The organism is Fictibacillus sp. 26RED30, from assembly GCF_015903845.1.
In the GTDB taxonomy this organism is placed as follows: domain Bacteria; phylum Bacillota; class Bacilli; order Bacillales; family Fictibacillaceae; genus Fictibacillus; species Fictibacillus phosphorivorans.
On the sequence record NZ_JACZDV010000001.1, the window covers coordinates 1,398,236 to 1,417,401 of the forward strand.

At 39.3% G+C, this 19,166-nt stretch carries 12 protein-coding genes; 7 read left to right on the top strand and 5 right to left on the bottom strand.

Translation table 11 applies throughout. The features are described 5' to 3' along the window. The first annotated feature begins 86 nt into the window (after window positions 1–86). On the top strand, window positions 87–560 hold the full coding sequence (locus IHV11_RS07220; protein ID WP_197194940.1) for a GNAT family N-acetyltransferase: 474 nt from the start codon (window positions 87–89) through the stop codon (window positions 558–560). Between the two features lie 105 nt (window positions 561–665). Here IHV11_RS07220 and IHV11_RS21370 read toward each other — a convergent pair whose 3' ends face one another. Together IHV11_RS21370 and IHV11_RS07225 are read right to left on the bottom strand one after the other, a co-directional pair. After that, the gene (locus tag IHV11_RS21370) at window positions 666–794 is read right to left on the bottom strand and encodes a hypothetical protein (RefSeq protein WP_255547278.1); all 129 of its coding nucleotides are present in this window, start codon (window positions 792–794) and stop codon (window positions 666–668) included. Beyond that, window positions 791–1,870: a tetratricopeptide repeat protein gene (locus IHV11_RS07225; RefSeq protein ID WP_197194175.1), complete on the bottom strand. Its 1,080-nt coding sequence runs from the start codon at window positions 1,868–1,870 to the stop codon at window positions 791–793. The genes IHV11_RS21370 and IHV11_RS07225 overlap by 4 nt, the downstream gene beginning before the upstream one ends. Window positions 1,871–2,140: 270 nt before the next feature. On the opposite strand from IHV11_RS07225, the gene IHV11_RS07230 reads away from it, so the two are divergent. The 6 genes from IHV11_RS07230 (at window position 2,141) to IHV11_RS07255 (ending at window position 17,787) form a co-directional block, all read left to right on the top strand. Then, entirely contained in the window at window positions 2,141–2,965 is an 825-nt protein-coding gene (locus IHV11_RS07230) for an MBL fold metallo-hydrolase (RefSeq protein WP_197194176.1), read from the top strand. 26 nt (window positions 2,966–2,991) lie between these two features. Continuing rightward, window positions 2,992–3,522, top strand: coding sequence for a GNAT family N-acetyltransferase (locus IHV11_RS07235; RefSeq protein WP_197194177.1), 531 nt, complete (start codon window positions 2,992–2,994; stop codon window positions 3,520–3,522). A 153-nt stretch (window positions 3,523–3,675) separates the two neighbouring features. Continuing rightward, window positions 3,676–14,088, top strand: coding sequence for a carboxypeptidase regulatory-like domain-containing protein (locus IHV11_RS07240; RefSeq protein ID WP_197194178.1), 10,413 nt, complete (start codon window positions 3,676–3,678; stop codon window positions 14,086–14,088). A gap of 272 nt (window positions 14,089–14,360) precedes the next feature. Beyond that, the gene (locus tag IHV11_RS07245; protein WP_197194179.1) at window positions 14,361–14,903 is read left to right on the top strand and encodes a competence protein ComK; all 543 of its coding nucleotides are present in this window, start codon (window positions 14,361–14,363) and stop codon (window positions 14,901–14,903) included. A 350-nt stretch (window positions 14,904–15,253) separates the two neighbouring features. Next, window positions 15,254–16,798, top strand: a complete 1,545-nt coding sequence (locus tag IHV11_RS07250) for a malate:quinone oxidoreductase (protein WP_197194941.1) — start codon at window positions 15,254–15,256, stop codon at window positions 16,796–16,798. Window positions 16,799–17,004: 206 nt separating this feature from the next. Then, a complete protein-coding gene (locus tag IHV11_RS07255) occupies window positions 17,005–17,787 on the top strand; it encodes a class I SAM-dependent methyltransferase (protein WP_197194180.1) in 783 nt (260 codons plus the stop codon). 31 nt (window positions 17,788–17,818) lie between these two features. Here the strand turns inward: IHV11_RS07255 and IHV11_RS07260 are convergent, their stop codons facing one another. The 3 genes from IHV11_RS07260 to IHV11_RS07270 are packed head-to-tail and all read right to left on the bottom strand — an operon-like array spanning window position 17,819 to window position 19,108. After that, window positions 17,819–18,373, bottom strand: a complete 555-nt coding sequence (locus IHV11_RS07260) for an NUDIX hydrolase (RefSeq protein WP_197194181.1) — start codon at window positions 18,371–18,373, stop codon at window positions 17,819–17,821. After that, a complete protein-coding gene (locus IHV11_RS07265; protein ID WP_197194182.1) occupies window positions 18,352–18,555 on the bottom strand; it encodes a hypothetical protein in 204 nt (67 codons plus the stop codon). Before IHV11_RS07265 ends, IHV11_RS07260 begins: the two co-directional genes overlap by 22 nt. A 4-nt stretch (window positions 18,556–18,559) precedes the next feature. Further along, window positions 18,560–19,108 carry a GNAT family N-acetyltransferase gene (locus IHV11_RS07270; RefSeq protein ID WP_197194183.1) on the bottom strand — a complete coding sequence of 183 codons (549 nt, stop codon included), beginning with the start codon at window positions 19,106–19,108 and terminating at the stop codon, window positions 18,560–18,562. Between the last annotated feature and the right edge of the window lie 58 nt (window positions 19,109–19,166).

A 19,166-nucleotide genomic window follows, 5' to 3' on the forward strand; every position in this document is an offset into this window, starting at 1 on the left:
CATGGATTGGCACTATGGGAACGGTTTGGATTAAGGAATTGTGAATAAAGGAATAACGTTTACCCCACAGAGGTGTGTAGATGAAATTGAAAATTGTAAAATACAAGGAAACTGATACAGAGGAGATCATCAATCTGTTTTATGAAACTGTACATACCGTAAATGCCAAAGATTATTCTTCACTAGAGTTGTATGCTTGGGTATCCTTTGATGAATTAGAATCTAAAGTGGAATCGTGGAAGGAATCATTGAGTCAAAACATAACTTTTGTAGCTAAGAATAAGGATAAAATTGTTGGCTTTTGCGATTTAACATATAGTGGACATTTAGATAGACTGTATGTTCATAAGCATTACCAACGGCAAGGTATAGCTACGACATTAGTTAATTTGATAGAATCTGAAGCAAGGAAATTAGATTTAGTGTGTTTGGATACTTATGCCAGTATTACAGCTAAACCTTTCTTTGAACAGCGAGGCTACCAAGTAGTTTGTCCTCAAAGTGTAGTACGCAAAGGTGTTTCCTTAATTAATTTTAAAATGACTAAAAATCTTAAGTGATTGAACTACTCTAGGGTTTTGAATTAAGATGCTTTTCATTCCCATTTCGGCAACACAAAAAAACGATCAGAAAACCTCTGATCGTTTTTTTGTTAACAGCTTGTTTTATAATTTTTGAGAAAGGGAGAACGTTCTGCCATGCTCAGCTTGCTCAACTGAATTTGTGGATAGTCCAACAAATATAGCCGTTAGTGCTAGTGAAGTGATGATAATACCTGCAGCGAATTTTTTCATTTTAGTGCCTCCTTTTTTTGTAAAGCGCGTTTTGCTTCGTAAGACTCTTTAAAATAATAACTAGCTTTATTGTGGTTCTCTTTGTTGAAGAAGACCTGTGCAAGTTCTCCAGCATAATCTTCTACGAAACCAAAGAGTTCGTGTTGTTTAAAATAGTCATTTCCTTCTTTAACAATACGTTCAAGCTCGTTTATATCTGTTGCCTGATTTAAGGCGTTCAGAATTTTGAAGTGATGCAAATATTCTTCATTCGCGAGCTCGATTCCTTTATTGTAGAAAGGTATCGCTTTTTCTTCAATATTCAATCGATAGAATTCTCGAGACAATAAGAAGTGTGTCTTATAAAAGGCTTCTTCTTCTTCAAATACCTCTAACAAATAGCGTACTGCCAGTTCGGACATGTTTTGTTCAGCATACAGATAACCAATATTGTATTTGATCAGTGAAGTATATGACTGATCAATGCGTTTAGCGAGATCAAGTGCGCACAGAAAATGTTCTTCTGCTTTCCCATATTGTTTCAAAGATAGAGAAGCAAGACCCAGAATATTTTCACAACCGGATTGAAGCAGTTCGAAATCTTCCGCTTCAGATAACGTTTTCAAAGCTTCGTTTGCATAATCCAGAGCAGTGAGTGGCTGACGAATGTGATAATACAGAACAGCAGCTTTATGATAAAAGTCTGCTCGCACGATATCATCCGTCATGCTGCTTAATACATTTAATAAGTTAAATGCCCTGATAAAACGCAATTCTGCTACTTCATAATTTCCTTCAGCTGTTAATAGCATTCCGGTAATTAAGTTCATATAGTACCCAAAAATATCTGTTCGATTTAAATGAACATCATTTAGCGTATCTAAAATGGCGTGTGCAGAAGTTAGCTCTTTCTTCAGGATCAAGTAACGGCTGTTTAACAATTGATAATACAATTGTGTAGACGGGTCTTTGATCTGTGAGATCTCACTCTTAATCTCGTTATGTATACTCTCTGATTGTTGTATGTCATTTGTCCGAATGGCTGTATGCCACCGCTCGAGTGACTGTGTGATGGGCTCTCTAGTTCCGACGTTCATGGAAAACTCCTTTCTATAAGACTTGTAATTTAAATCTAACATAAAATGGAAAAATAAAACTTGGGAAAATTCCGTGCTAGAGGGTAGCATTAAGTGACATCTTTTTCATCAATTTTCCCAATAATCTGACACTGTAGTGGATACCTTATTGTTTCGTTTAATGAAAACATGATTATGAGGGTGGAAGGACTATAATGGCTTTTATGGAATTAAAGTTCATAGAGTCTAAATAGTAACGATAGAAAAAGAGAGTGCGAGGAGTTGGAAGTTTTGTTTTTAAAAAAATCATCTCAATCTGGAGACATTCACAATGTTACTTATCTAAATGGACAGGTGCGTTTTCAAGGCGTCTCTCTGAATGTATATAGTTTTCTTGTTGATGGTGTATTAATTGATACTGGCGCGCAATCTTTACATCAATACTTCAAACCTTTTATTGATCAAGCTGATTTCGATCACGTATTCATAACGCACTTTCACGAAGATCATACAGGTTGTGCTAGTTATATTGAAAAAACGAAGAAAGTCCCAATCTATTTAGATGAAAAAACAATTGATTATTGCGGTAAACGAGCACATTACCCCATATATAGGCAGTTCTTTTGGGGAAGAAGAAAACCATTTCATGCGCAAATGATGCCAAGTGAATTTCAATCTAGGAATGCACGTTGGCATGTAATACCTACTCCTGGTCATGCAATGGATCATCATGCATTTCTTAACCGTGAGACAGGGCAGCTTTTCACAGGTGACCTATATGTAATGGAAAAGACTAAAGTGGTTCTCGAAGAAGAGAGCATACCGTCCATTATTCAATCATTGGAACGTGTTTTAACATATGATTTTCAGGAAGTGTTTTGTAATCATGCAGGTTTTATTCCAGACGGAAGAAGGGCACTACAACGAAAGCTCGACTACCTATTAGGTATACAGAATCAAGTATTAACATTACATCATAAAGGGGATAGCCCTGAAGAAATTCGTCAAAAACTGTTTCCTAGAAGATTCCCTATCATCAAATTTTCTCGCGGTGAGTGGGATTCTATCCATATTGTTCATTCCATCATGAATGAGAATCATGTCATCAACTCATAATTATTTAAGAAAAAGAGGTTAACACGATGTCGACTAAACAAGAAATGAAATCAAACATCAGGACTGTCCGTGTTGAGGATGCAGAAGCTATTCTTCAGATTCAACGTGAAGTAATTTCTGAACAGAATTATTTTATTGCGGTATCTAAAGAATTTAATAAGGCAACAGAAGATCATGAAGAATGGATACGAAACATTCTTGAGCATGAACGTGAGACGATGCTTGTGGCAGAATATGAAAACAATGTGGTTGGATGGATCGTTTTTCGGTCACAAGAAAGAATGAGAATGCACCACACTGGCTCATTTGCCATCATGCTTCGTAAAGAATTTAGAAATAAAGGGATTGGCAAGCTATTGATTCACGAGCTATTATCTTGGGCCGAAAAACATCCGGTCATTGAAAAGGTTACGTTAGCGACGTTCTCTACCAATACTAGGGCAATAGAATTGTATAAAAAACTTGGATTCATAGAGGAAGGGCGAAAGATAAGAGAGTTTAAGTTTAGCAACGACGAGTATGTGGATGATGTGTTGATGTATAAGTTAGTTAAATAATGTGATATGAATCCAATCTAAAACTATGAGAAGCTGATTCTTTGAATAGCTTCTTTTTTCGTGTGAAGATACGCTATTGAAAAAAATGGTAATCATTGCAAGGTTTCTCCGCGTATATTAAATCGATGTTAATTTTTTGCCGGAGGTGTTGGGATGTCTTTTCCCACAAATAGTCAGTTTACTGCCATTACTGTAGGCGGTGTTCCTTATGCAGATGTGATACGTGATATCTCTCCTGCAGGAACAGACATCGTAGGGAGTGCCAGTTTTCCTTCCTTTTACTTCGCTTATGATGAAATCAATGTGTACTTTAGAATGCGTGTACGATCAGATCCAAGAAATAGCGCCAAAACCGCTTTTGCAAACTTTGCATGGGGTGTTTTGTTAAATACGACCGGCGTAGCGGGGACTTATGACTGGCTTCTTGCAGTTAATGGTTTAAATAAAAGAGTGAATTTGGTTCAGAACACAACTAAACAAGTGAACTCTTGGAGTGATCCTGCTGAAGGGACGGATGGTAAAGGGAATCCAAACTACTCTCGGTCCATCATCAATTTTGACGTCGCACGGGTCGTTCAGGCTGACTCTACATTGGATAATACACAAAACTATTTTATCGATTTTCTAGTTCCAGCTTCTACATTTTTCTCCTTGCTCGGTATTACTGCTCTAAGTTCTGTACGGATGGTCGCTTTTACTGCTTCAAATAACAACAACTACAATAAAGACTCTTTACGTGAATCAGAGGAATTTCAATTTCAAAATGCACTTTCCAATCCAGTTACAATAAATTCCGGTAATGTCCGAGCTAACCTGCAGGTTTCAAAAGTACTGCTTTCAGGACCACAATCACCTTTAGCCGGTCAGGTTGGGGAGTGGACGGGAAGAATTACCTTAACGAATACAGGAAAAAGTGCTGCAAATATCATTAATGTAACTGATATTGTTTCATTAGATGTAGTGTCACTCTTTTCAGTTCTTAGTGTTTCGCAAGGGACAACAGCATACAACTCTTCAACGAAAACACTTACGTGGTCCGTTGGTAATATCGCTCCTGGCGCTAGTGCGACTCTTCAGTTTGCACAGAATGGAATCTTTTATACAGCAGGAACGAAAGCACTTAATACAGTACGGGCAACAGGTATAGATAGCTTTACTGGAGGAGATCTGCCCCCTGCTTCTGCCTCTATTTCCGTAAATGTTCAAGCAACAGGTGGAGCTGCAGGTACGTTACTGGATAGTTCAAACGCTCAGCCAGTAAATGCTGCAACTGTAAGACTTTTAATGGGTCAAACACAAGTGGCCGTTACGCAAACAGATCTATTCGGAAAGTATAGTCTTACGAATATAGCACCAGGTACTTATACGATTGAATTCTCAAAAGCAAATTACACGACCTTGGCGCAATCGGTGGTTATTCAATCTGGCACGATAACGGTCATCAATCCTGTCCTTGTAGCTATTCCAGGAATTCTTCAAGGAACGGTTACCTCAAACGCAGGTTCTGCTGTTAGTGGAGCGACCGTCTTGTTATCAGATAACCTTGGTACAGTTATTGCAAGTGTAACAACTTCTCCAACAGGAGCTTACACATTTGGAGCTGTAATCCCAGGGCATTATACACTCACGGTCTCTGCTAATAATTTTCAGGCTGCAACAATTGGGCAAAATGTGCCATCTAATCAGACAACGATAGCAAACTTTGTACTGCAGCCGAATCCTGGAACGGTAAGTGGATCGATAACAGGAAGTGGAGGACCTATAGCTGGTGCAATAGTTGAAGCTCTTAGCGGTACAGGGATCGCCGTGGCAATCGCAACGACGAATGGGGCAGGACAGTACACAATAAATCGTCTTGCACCAGGTTCTTACAGATTACGCGTGAGTGCACCTGCTTTTCAAACATTTGTTGTCGGTTTCTCGGTGAGTGCCGGTCAAACTGTGGTAGTAGATGTGAATCTATTAGCAAATCCAGGTTCAATCATCGGAACAGTCATTGATGAAGATAGCGGTGTTCCACTTCCAGGTGCAAGTCTAAAAGTTGTAAACAGCTCTGGAATTACGGATGCCTCTGTAACAACTGATGTAAACGGACAATTCTCAGTAGATTCTCTAGCTCCCGGTACGTATGTAATCACCTTTTCTTCTGATGGTCATGGTACAAAAACGATCGGTACGTATGTTCAGTCTGATCAAACTACAACGGTAGATGTCACACTTAGAAGACTAGCAGGTGTTCTAACAGGTGATGTTTCTTCAGGTGGAAGTACAATTAGTGGTGCTTCAGTGGATGTCGTTCTCAATAACATCGTGGTAGCGAAGACCATTACTGACAGCAATGGAAATTATACGATAAGTGGGTTAGCACCAGATCGATATACCGTTATTGTTGGAGCAGACGGGTTTTCACCGGTTACGCTTGGTGCTGTTATTCAGGATAATGAAACAACAACGATCAGCACAGAACTTCAGCCTATTTTTGGTTTGCTTACAGGAAATGTACTTGATAACGAAGGAAACATTCTTCCGGGTGCAGTCATACTTGTGAAAAATGCAGATTCTGATGTGCTTATCTCTAGAGTTGTAACAGATACAAATGGAAATTATGTGATTGGTGAATTGCTCCCTGGAAGCTATGTTGTTACAGCAAATATTATTGATTATCAAACAAACTTAAGTGGAGCAATCATTACAGCTGGTGTGACTTCTGTTGTTAATTTCTCATTAATGCCAAATCCTTCTTCTATCTCGGGAACGGTTATTAATAGTGAGACTGGAGATCCTCTTGCAGGTGCATCCGTAGAAGTGCAGCTGCTGGATGCTAACGGTCTTATCATAAATACAACTTTTTCAGACAATGATGGTGTGTTCATAGTTGAAGATTTAATGCCGAGCACATATACAGTCATCGTTGCTGCAGAAAGTTTCCAAACTTCCTCTGCATCAGTTACGTTATCACCTGGAAACGTTTCTTCTATCACGATTAGCCTTGTTCCGTCTCCGGGGTTTGTTACGGGCAGATTAATCGATTCTCTTTCAGGTCAGCCGGTAGTTGGTGCAACTATTAATATCAGCAACACACTAGGAGCATTTGTTGATTCAGCCTTAACGAGTGCGGATGGAACGTTCATTTCGCTTGGATTGCCTGGAGGAGTTTATTCACTTACTGCAGTTGCAGAAGGATATGAAACTAGGATTATAGGTGTAGTTGTTCCCGCTGGATTAACTAAGTTTGTTGACTTTGAACTTCAACCTAATCCTGGGACTATTACAGGAATAGTAGCTCCTGCCGCTGAAGGACTTGTGCTTCAGCTGTACACAATGGATAACCAGTTCGTAAACACAGTTGCAGCTACTCCGGAAGGAAACTTTTTGTTTCAGAGTTTGGCTCCGGGTAACTATATTGTAAAAGCTGTTGCACTAAATTATTCAGTTGGAAGTACGGGAGCCTTTGTGGTTTCTGGTCAAACAACGAACATCTCTTTATCGATCCAACCGAATCCTGGAACTGTTTCAGGTACGTTAATTTCTGATCTTGGTACGCCGGTAGCTAACGGTACCGTTTCTCTTCTCGATGTAAATGAAACACCTATTGGAAATGGAACAACAGATGCTGATGGAAATTACACGCTCAGCAATATTCCCGCAGGTTCTTATGCAGTCGTCATACGAGCAGGGGGCTATGCAAACGCGACTGGGAACGTTGCGGTCGCCCCAGGTCAGGACATCACTGCGCTGAATTTTGAGTTAGTGACGATCCGTGGTTCTATCTCTGGAACGGTTTCAGATTTAATAACAGGTGCACCAATTCCAGGTGCGGCTATACTTGTGCGTGATAGTCTTGGAATTTTGGTTCGTTTTTCAACAACTGATCAATTCGGTAACTTTTTACTCCGGAATTTTGTTCCTGGTTCCTATGCTGTTACTTCATCTGCACAAAACTACTCTACAGAAATTACAGGTGTGATCGTCCAAAGTGATGAGACTGCGGGAGCTGATATTCGATTAACAAGTACTGTAGGAAGCATTTCAGGGCAAGTGACTGACGAAGATGGGAATCCGCTGTCTGGAGACAATATTCAATTAAAATTGTTTGGAGCTAGCGGTGAATTGCTGCAAGCTTTAATTGCACACACTGATGGTACGTTTCAAATTCCTGAACTGTCGATTGGCACATATTTTGTAAGTGCAGAATTAGACGGTTATTCTCCAAATATGACAGCAGTTATCGTTAATAGCAGTGCAGTAAGCATTACTACAATACCATTATCGCAAATTCTTACAACACTAACAGGATCCATAGCAGATTCTGCAACTGGAAATCCGATCAGTGGTACTGCCGTTTCTGTTACTTTAACAAATAATACAGGCATGTTTGTGGCAAAGCAGTATCCAGGTATCGATGGCACTTTCACGTTCGACTCGATTGCACCGGGAATTTATCTGTTAAATGTTAATGCAGTGAATTATGGAAATGAGATTATTACGGTTACTGTGCCGATCACTGGGTTTAACATTGCGATTTCATTAACTCAAAACCCAGGAGCGGTTACAGGGTATGTCACAAATCAGTTAACAGGAGATCCATTATCTAATGCCATCATTATCGTTTCATCTTCAGGAAAGCCACTAGATCGAAAAGGAGTCTCGGATAGTTTCGGTCAATTTATATTTGCCGATCTGTCACCTGACACGTATCGTGCGATCGTTAGTGCTGATGGTTATTCGAGTCAGAGTGCAACATTTACCGTTTTACCTGATGAAACAACTTCCTTGAGCTTTATTTTAACGCCTGAACCTGGGACTGTTTCGGGAACCATCACAGACGCCGTAACAGGGCTTCCGATTTCTCAAGTCATGGTTCAAGTCCGTTATTTATCACCAACTGGCCCCGTTATTGCGAATACTGTAACGGATCAGCAAGGCAATTATGTAACGCAAGGTGTGTATTCTGGCCCATATACTATAGTTGCTTTTACTGACGACGGCTATGGATCATCGAGTGCCTCAGTTTTTGTACCTCCAAACGATACGAGAGTCGTTGATTTTGCACTTGAACCGTTCCCAGCTACAGTTGAAGGTACGATCACTTCAGATTCTGGTGATCTGTTAGTTAATGTTTCAGTAAGGCTTTTAGATGTGTACGGTTTTACTGTTCGAGTTGTTAACACCGACTCTAACGGATTTTATAGAATACTAGGTTTTACGGAAGGACAATATCTAGTTACTGCTATTATCCCTGATTACCAGAGACGGCAAGTTTCGATTAATGCCGGACCAGGCGAGACACTAACAGCTAATATCAGCTTAGTTCCAGAACCGGGTCAAATTTCAGGGGTGATTCTCGATGAACAAACTCTTGCGCCACTCGTTGGTGCACAGGTAGAAGTGTATGCACCAAGTGGTGTTACACCAATAGCAAGAAGAACGACAGGTGCAGCAGGGGACTTCTTAATAGAAGGCGTGGCACCAAGATCATATACGGTAAACGCTTTTCAGCTAAACTATAGTATTCGCTCTACAGGTGTAATCGTAACTTCGAATGCTACAACTAATGTACAGGTCGCTTTAGTGCCTGATCCAGCATCGATTTCAGGAACAGTAACTGATGGTAATGGAATACCTTTATCGAATGCTAGTGTAAGAGTGGTTGATGAAAATGATAGTGAAATTGGAAACGGAATCACAGATTTTGAAGGAAACTATGTTATCGGAAACTTGCCAGAAGGGTCTTATACAGTAATTGCTGGAGTAGAAAATTATTCATCATCGACTGCCGGAGTTTCGTTGCAGCCGGGAGAGCAGCTGACGGGTCTAAATGTGATCTTAACCCCGGTAGGAGGATTGATCTTTGGGACAATAGTAAGTGCAGAAACGGGAGGAGGATTACCAGGCATCCTCATTTCTATTCTTACACCTGAAGGAATTCCAATTATATCAACCAATTCAGACACTGCGGGTAGCTTTACATCCATCCTTCTGTCACCTGGAACGTATACCGTTATTGCAAGTTCACCTTATTATATACAGGATCAAATCGGAGTTATTGTACTACCGAATCAAACTTCTGCGGTATCTTTTGAATTGTCGGAAGTAGGAGGATCGATTGCTGGAACTGTTACTGATCAATCGGGAAATCCGATTTCAGATAGAACAATCTCTATTCGACTTCTCAATGATGGTGGTGTATTGCTGCAGACGCTGATCGCTCTCTCAGATGGAAGCTTTGCATTTCAGAACTTATCAGCAGGAACGTATCAAGTGAACGTAATAGCAGACGGATATCAAACAGCAACAATAGGTGCAAGCGTAGTGAACGGGGAAACAACAAATCTATTAGTCCCGCTTACAGAAGATCGTGGTGCTTTGGAGGGCGTTATTCAAGATGTTGTAACAGGTTTACCGATATCAGGAAGTTTCATTGAAGTATCTGATGTGAGTGGCATTCTTGTTGCAACGATTACAACAGACCAGAACGGATTTTTTAGACTAGGTAACCTCCAAACTGGTCCACTAAATATTCGTGCAATAGCAAATGGATATGGTGCAGCGTCCATTGGAGTCATAATCAATTCTTTGTCTCTATCAAATGTAACCCTTAACCTGCAGCCGGATCCTGGCACAATCATTGGAACGATAAAAAATCCCAATGGTACACCGCTTGGCAATACCACCGTTCAGATATTAGATCGAAAAAACACACCCATTTCAACGGTTATTACGAATGGAAATGGCTCTTACGAGGTTGATAATTTGGTTGAAGGCCAGTATACGGTAACTGCTAAAGGAAATGGAACGGGAATAGGAATTGGCAGTGGTGTTGTTTTACCCGACCAAGAAACTGTTGTGGATATTATCCTTATTCCAGAAGGTGGAATCATCTCAGGTAACGTTACAAATTCAGCAACAGGTGATCCATTAATTGGAGCTTCTATTGAGATTAGGGCAATTTCACCATTCGGTCCTGTAATCAATACGCTTTTAACAGATAGTAATGGTAATTATAGCTCTGGATTAATAACAGTAGGAACTTTCACTTTAACCATTACAAAAGAAAATTTTGGAACCGTGACAGGCTCTGTTCTTATTGAAAATGGCTTAACAACATTTCAGAACTTTGCTCTTACACCAAGTCTCTCGAATGTTCGAGGCACCATTTCTGCAAGGATCATTCAAAATGAGAGTTTGTCAACTACTATATCGGCTCAAGACGTTGTCATTCCACTTATCAATACGGTTATTAGATTAATTGATGAAACGGGTGCAGAACTAGCAGAAGTTCAAACAGATGATCAAGGAATGTATTTAATCGAGAATTTTGTATCAGGCATCTATTCGTTAGGAACTTCTAATCCGGATTATGAAACGAATACAGTTGGCTTTTCGGTGGATCCTGGTCAAACACAAATTGTTGATATTGAGCTCACTGCACTTCCAGGAATTCTAACTGGAACAATAATAGATCAAGAAACAGGTATATTGAACGTTGGAGCGATCGTTCAGTTGTTTTTTGGAACGAGTGTTCAGCCTGCTGGCAGAGCAGTTACAAATAATGCAGGTGTGTATGTGATTAACGGACTTTCTCCAGGGCAATATACCGTATCCATGACAACACCTAACTATAATACGTTTTCAGCTGGAGCAACGATTCAAGCGAATGAAACAACTACAGTTGATGGCTTCTTACTATCTAATCCAGGGGTATTAACAGGTACAGTTAATGGTCCAAATGGTGTAATAGGTGGAGCAAGTATTAAGGTTATCGATGTGAATGGAACGGTTGTCGGATTTGCTGTCTCAAATGATGATGGGACGTTCTTTATTGGAAATCTACCTGTTGGAACATATGCCTTAACGATTGTGGCACTTGACTTCCAAAGTGAAACAGAAGGGATAACCATTACACCAGGGGAGACACTAAACGTTTCAATAAATCTGATCCCTGAACCTGGAGCTATAACAGGAATCGTTACTGATGAAAGTGGAATTAGTTTACCAGGGGTTGTAATGAACGTCCTGTTAAACAATATTATTATCGCATCTACCGTTACTGAACAGAATGGTAGCTTTAGCTTTAGAAGTCTGAAGCCAAACTCTTACCAAGTGACTGCAAATCTCTCAGGATACGCTGTATCGTCAGTTGGAGCAGTTGTGAGCAGTAACATAGTAACAACTACGAATCTATTTTTATCAAGTCTTTATGGCAGCATTTTTGGAACGGTTACAGATGAGGATGGGAATCTCATCACTCAACAAAGTATTAAAATTAATTTTTTTGATCTCAATAACAGTTTAGTAACTACCGTACTAGCACAATCAAACGGAACCTATGTTATTCCAGAAGTTCCTGAAGGTAATTATTTTGTTACTGTTACAGCTGAAGGTTATAATGCAGCTACTTTTGCTGTAACAATTAATGGAGGAGAAGAGGTTTCTCTTGATCTCCAACTTATTGCTCTTGGAGGTACGGTTACCATTAGGGTCATTGATGCTGCAACTAACAATCCGATATCAGGAGTTATAACGAACATTTTTAACGAAACAGGTATACCTATTACTTCGGGTATAACTGACCAAAACGGTGTATTTATTCAGCAGAACTTGGAAGAAGGCACGATAGTTATTTCAACTATCAAGGGGGGCTATGGAAGTCTTTCACAAGGCGGAATTATTGTGAATGGTACCACTACAGAGGTCACTCTGGCTCTTACTTTGGATACAGGTAAACTATTAGGAACGATCTCCGATTTCAATGGTGTTTCAATTGCTGGGGCAGTGGTGCAAATCCTGGATGCCACTCGAGCCGTTGTTACTACTGTTCTAACGCAGTCAGATGGTGCTTATAGAGTTTTGGACTTGAGGCCTGGGATTTATACAATGATCGTGAGTGCACGCGGTTTTGAACAGCGTTCACTAAGTGTTTTTATTGTAGCGAATGAGACTACGATTACGAATTTACCATTAGCTTTTGAACCGGGCAGTGTAGAAGGTTTCGTTACAAATGAAGGGTCAGGTTCTTTTATAGCTAGAGCTAGTGTTGAACTTCGTTTAATAAGTCCGTCAGGTCCAGTCGTTGCCTCAACGCTTACTGACGAACAAGGTAGATATCGTTTTAGCCAAGTGAGAAACGGAAACTACACGATTATTTCTACTAAACAAGGGTTTGGAAACGACTCTGCTGAAATTTCGGTTATCCCTGGAGACACGACTTTCGCAGATCTTCAATTGGCAGCTGTTACTTCAAGTGTTAGAGGAACGGTTCGAAATGCTGGCGATTCACAGCCTCTCGTTAATACCTTGCTTCGTTTAGCGGACAATAACGGTGTTGTGATTGCAGAGGTACAGACAGACAATGATGGAAATTATTTAATAGAAGGTCTTTTACCAGGTGATTTTAGCCTTGCTGCCATCAATGCAGATTATAGAAGCAGCGTACTGGATTTTACGGCTGTTCCCAATGTTCAAAGCGTTGTGAACTTTAATTTAGTTGCAGTCCCAAGTTTGTTTACCGGCTTTGTTACGGATGCAGGTACAGGACAGCCGATTGTAGGGGCGATTGTAGAAACATTTGATCAAATAAGCGGTCCAGTTGAAGGAAGTTTACTAAATGCTGAAGTTAATGCTTTAGCAGTTAATGGACGCCCGGTAGCGGTAGCCTTAACAAACATCGACGGTTTTTACACGATTCCTGGATTGAGTAATGGCTCTTATACGTTACGAGCATCTGCATTAGGATATGGTACAGATAGCAGACTATCGGTACTGCCTGTTAATACAACTGTTGAGCAGAATTTTGCATTACCTGGTCAACGTCAAGCTTCTTCAATAACGGGTACAGTCATCATTTTAGGAAATGGACCATTACCAAATGCTGAAATAAATGTATTTGATGAAAATGGTGCTCTTGCAGGAAGTGCGAGAACGGGTAATGATGGAACGTATTTCATTAGTAATCTTGGTTCAGGAAGATTTGTAATAACAGTGGATGCCCAAGGGTTTCAGCAAGAAACACTTATTATTTCCCTTGCAGAGGGAGAGCGTTTAACAGGTGTTGACTTTGCTTTAAGTCCTGGAGGGGATGGAGATATTTCGGGTCAAGTATCTGATCGTCGAACAGGTCGGCCAGTTAGTGGAGCGGTCATACAGTTGTTTGATCTAAGAGGGGTTTTGGTTAGGGAAGTAATCTCTAATGATGCAGGAGTATTTTCAATAACAGGCATTCCTTCTGGCTCTTATGAACTGCGTGTTGTTGCAAACGGGTTTGAACCGTTTTCGGTGGCTGTAAATGTGCGAGAGGGGGAAGAACTACTTATTCCAATTTCACTTATTTCAACGACTCCAAATCCGGTTCCTCCGTTTGGTGAAGCACAATTCTTAATTTTAATCGGAGGTAAACCGTTATCTTTAGACAGCTTAACATCACCAACACTATTTACTTTAGTGCGTATTGATTCAAACAATAATTGTGCTACATTTTCTTATGAGGCAGAGGTACAAGAAGGAACTATCAGAAGGTTTATCACTTTTGATCTTTCCTGTATTGATTTAATCCGATTTATCGATTGAGATAATATAAAGTAAGTTATCAACATGAAATTGTTTTTGAAGGGAACTTCCTTTTGTGGAGTTCCTTTTTTTTAACCTCTTCAGTTAAAATAGATGAATTCATCAATCATGCAACCCCTGTGTATAAATTAACAAAATATTTTGACAAAATTCGCTAAATATATAGATAGTTACATATTTAAATGGTAAAATATTACTATGCAGTATAAATACTAGGGGCATTTGTACTGTCTTTCATTTCCATGGGGATTAAAATATTGAGGAGGTATTGAATGAAGCGTAGAATTGTGCACGAGAAAGTGGAAAAGTATTTAATTACGAATAGGACCATTGCTATTCATCCATTTATTAATCAATGGGGAAGGGTATGCGCAGAAATTTATGAAGAAGATGCTGTCTTTCTTGTAGAGAAAAAGCCTTTTCGAATCATCAAAGATTCCTGTCCTTATTATGGAAGTACATACGATGGCAAGAAAGATGCAACACAGATCATATTAGGAAGGATGTGCTTCCCTCCGATCATGATTGACACGAAACTTGATATATTCTTCTTTCCCACGAAATCACCACGAAAAGACTCCTGCATCTGGCTCTCACAGCCACACATTGATGATATTGTATCCATTGACCGAAAAAAGGTTAGAGTCATTTTTTCAAACGGAATGGATCTACCTATTGAAAGTACCTCCACATCCCTAAAAGGGAAACTCCATCGAGCCGCTCATTACAGAAGTGTACTAATAACTCGAACGAACCGAAGTCTAGAAAAGGATAGTGAAATAGGATTGAAAAACAGTGATTTACTCTTTACTTAAATCATTTTAAGCGTGAGCGCCTGATGAAGTAATTCAGGCGTTTTTTGATATGCGAAAAAGTTAAAGTTACATATATTAGTAAGTGATCTACTGTTAAAAATTTTCCTGAAATCCCATATAAACTCTGATGGTTAGAGAGTTTGGGCACACTATTCATATAATTATCACTATTTATCGGCTTTCAAATAATTTATAATTATCATATAATAAAGATATTAAAGACTTGAATTTTAGCAATACTAGTTGATATGGTTTTCATGGAAACAGGAAAAGCAGTAACCAAGTTGTCTCTTCTTATACATGAGACGATGGCTTTTTTCTGTAAATTTTAGGTGAAAAGGTTGATAATGATGAGCAACAGAGAAACGAACACAGACGTCCTTTTAATTGGCGCTGGAATCATGAGTGCTACATTAGGAACGATCTTAAAAGAAATAGCTCCAGAAATGAAAATTAAAGTATTTGAGAAACTTGATAAAGCAGGAGAGGAAAGTTCAAACGAGTGGAACAATGCTGGGACTGGGCATGCTGCACTTTGTGAACTAAATTACACATCGGAAAAACCGGATGGATCTATCGATATATCGAAAGCTATTGAAATTAATGAACAGTTTCAAGTGTCAATGCAGTTTTGGTCCTACCTTGTTGATCAAAAGTTGATTCATAATCCAGAAGACTTCATCATGCCATTGCCACATATGAGTATGGTTCAAGGTAAAAATAACGTTCAGTTTTTAAAGAAACGAATGGAAGCGCTAACAGAGAATCCTCTTTTTCAAGGGATGGAATTCTCGGATTCTCCAGAGAAATTGATGGAATGGATTCCACTAATCATGGAAGGACGTTCGTTAGACGAAAGTATCGCTGCTACAAAGATTGATACAGGAACGGATGTTAATTTTGGTTCTCTTACTCGTATGTTATTTAGTCATCTTCAAAATAAGAATGTAGATGTTAAATACAAACACAGTGTAGAAAACCTGAAGCGTACGCCCGATGACTTATGGGAACTGAAGGTGAAAAATCATAACACAGGTTCAATTGAACGCCATACAGCGAAGTTTGTGTTTATCGGCGGTGGTGGTGGAAGCCTTCATTTGCTCCAAAAATCCGGTATTCCTGAAGGAAAGCATATCGGTGGATTTCCGGTAAGCGGAATCTTTATGGTATGTAAAAATCCAGATGTGATTGAGCAGCAACACGCGAAAGTTTACGGAAAAGCTAAAGTCGGTGCTCCACCGATGTCTGTTCCTCACCTTGATACAAGGTATATCGACAATAAAAAATCTTTGCTTTTTGGACCGTTTGCTGGCTTTTCACCAAAATTTTTAAAAACAGGGTCGATGCTCGATTTAGTGACTTCAGTAAAACCAAATAACGTGTTGACTATGTTGGCAGCTGGTGCTAAAGAAATGTCATTAACCAAATACTTGATTCAACAAGTATTATTGTCAAAAGAACAGCGTATGGAAGAACTAAGAGAGTTCATCCCAACTGCTAAGAGTGAAGATTGGGATCTCGTCGTAGCAGGGCAACGTGTTCAGGTAATTAAAGATACTGAAACTGGTGGTAAGGGAACGCTTCAGTTTGGTACGGAAGTTATTACGGCAGCTGATGGTTCGATCGCTGCATTACTCGGCGCATCACCTGGAGCTTCAACAGCTGTTCACGTTATGTTAGAGGTATTAAACAAATGCTTCCCGCAAGAGATTGGTAAATGGGAACCAAAGATCAAAGAGATGATTCCTTCTTATGGTCAGCGATTAATGAACAATCCTGATTTGTTGAAGAAAGTTCATGCTTTTACAGCCCGTTCTCTTAAACTTGATACGAAAGAACCTACCTTAGCGGACTTTTCGCATATAGATGCTACAGTGTTACAAGAAAAGATTTAGGATTATTTATGTACTTGAAATCGGTTAATTTCCATTTCAAGTGCTTCTTTTTTCCAAGTTTTTAAATAGTACTCCAAAAAGAGCCATTAATTTTATAGGCTCTTTTTTTTGCCATTAGACGGCTGTTCATTTATGTCTAATGAAGGAGTTTAATACCTTATTATGGAATGTTTACTATGACTATACAGAGAGTAGGAGATTTAAAGATGAATACCGTGAAACACAATAGCAAAGCTTGGGACAAAAAAGTTGAAGATGGTGTGAGCTATACGAAGGCTGTATCTAAGGACATAATTGACAGAAGTAAGTTAGGAGATTGGCGTATTACCGTTACAACAGAAAAACCAGTTCCTAGACGTTGGTTTCCGGAATCGTTGAAAGGACTAAAGGTTCTCTGTCTCGCTTCTGGAGGCGGACAACAAGGCCCCGTGTTAGCTGCCGCAGGTGCAGACGTTACTGTAATGGATATCTCAAAGAAACAGTTAGAAAATGATGAGATGGTAGCAAAAGCAAATAATTTGAGTCTGACGGCAATCCAAGGAGATATGTGTGATCTCTCCATGTTTAGTGAAGGGGAGTTTGACTTGATCGTTCATCCAGTGGCAAATGTATTTGTAGAGGATATTTCTCCTGTATGGAAAGAAGCATCACGTGTGTTAAAAGATAGAGGGGTACTCATATCGGGTTTTACAAATCCATTGTTGTTTATTTTTGATGATGAAGAAGATCAAAAGGGAAATCTAGTCGTATGTAACAGGATTCCATATTCAACGCTCGATTCTATGACTGAGAAAGAGAAGTCTGACTATCTTATGTCTGATGATACGATAGAATTCGGGCATACCTTAGAGGATCAAATACAAGGACAGATTGATGCAGGTTTTGTGATTACTGGATTATATGAAGATGACTTTGGTGGAAGAAGACCAATTGATACCTATATTAAAAGTTTCGTTGCAACACGTGCTGTAAAAATGAAGGTTGAATAAAGAAAAGAGGACTAGCTTAGATGTAATATTACTAAGCTAGTTTTTCTTTGGAAAGGTAATTCTTTGCTAAAAAATAAGCACTTATTGTAAACAACTGTGTAATTTTTTTTTCTTCTATTAATCCTTCCATCTCATGAAAAGGGATCAGCTTAAGCGTTAAATCTTCATTTTTATCTAAGTTTTGAGAAGAAGACTGGAAAGCATCCAAGATTAGAAATGTTATAACCTTGTTGGTTTGGGTAGCAGGGTTCACCATGAATTCTCCAAGTACAATTGGTTTGTTAAGAGAAGTAAAACCTGTTTCCTCTTGAACCTCTCTGATAATGCCTTCCTCAAAGGATTCACCTTGTTCGACTTTTCCAGCTGGAACTTCTAAAAAGAAATCTTTACCTGGATGACGGTATTGTTCTACAAGTACGATCTGTTTATTTTTAGTTAGCACAAATGCATTTACCCAATTTGGATACTCATGAACATAATAGTTATCGATTTTCTGCCCGTTAGGCAGTTCACAACTGTCATTTCTTAAATGACCAAACGGCGTTTTGTAGATATAATCTGATGTTATGGTTTTCCATTTTGCCAAAAATTTTGTCCCTCCTCATGGTTTGCAGCGTGCTTGCGTAACGATTCTAACTCCTTTTTTATTGTAGACAGCTCATTTCTTATTAAAGTAAGATTTTTGGAGTCATTAATTGCAGTCCTCACGGCTAGATAAATCACGAAAAATAAAATGAAACAACTTGATAGCGCTAATAGAATCTCCATGCTCTTATCCTCCTAATGTGGTTGACTCCCACTCTTCTCGCAGAATTCCCATCCGAATCGAGTCATAATATTCTCCGTTATAATAGCGACACTTTCTCATTCTGCCTTCCATTTTCATGCCAAGCTTTTCGCCAACTTTAATCATACGCTCATTTCCTGACCATGTTGTGTAACCAACACGGACGAGTGGTAGCGAGTTAAACAGATGATTGATCCACAGAATAATAGCTCTTGTTCCATATCCACCGCTCCAATAGATAGGATTGTAGATACCGATGCCCATCTCTAACCAGTGGGAGGGCTCGTGTTCCCAATAGTAACTCACTGTTCCGATCAACTCACCAGCCACTTCAATCGCCCAGCGCTGATCGTGATTGACATAGTGATCTTTGTTCCACATAAATTCATCAAAAGGAATTTGCTTGTGCTCAAAATATGGAGCGTCCCATTTTTTCCATTCAGGTGCTTTGTCTTTATATATCAGTTCCCAAAGTCTTGGAAGGTCTTCGTTAGTAATCGGGCGAATCTTTAAATCGTTATCTTGATATGACATTCAATTCCTCCGTATTTTTTGAACATTTACTTTTTATTTTATGATACCATTATTTGTA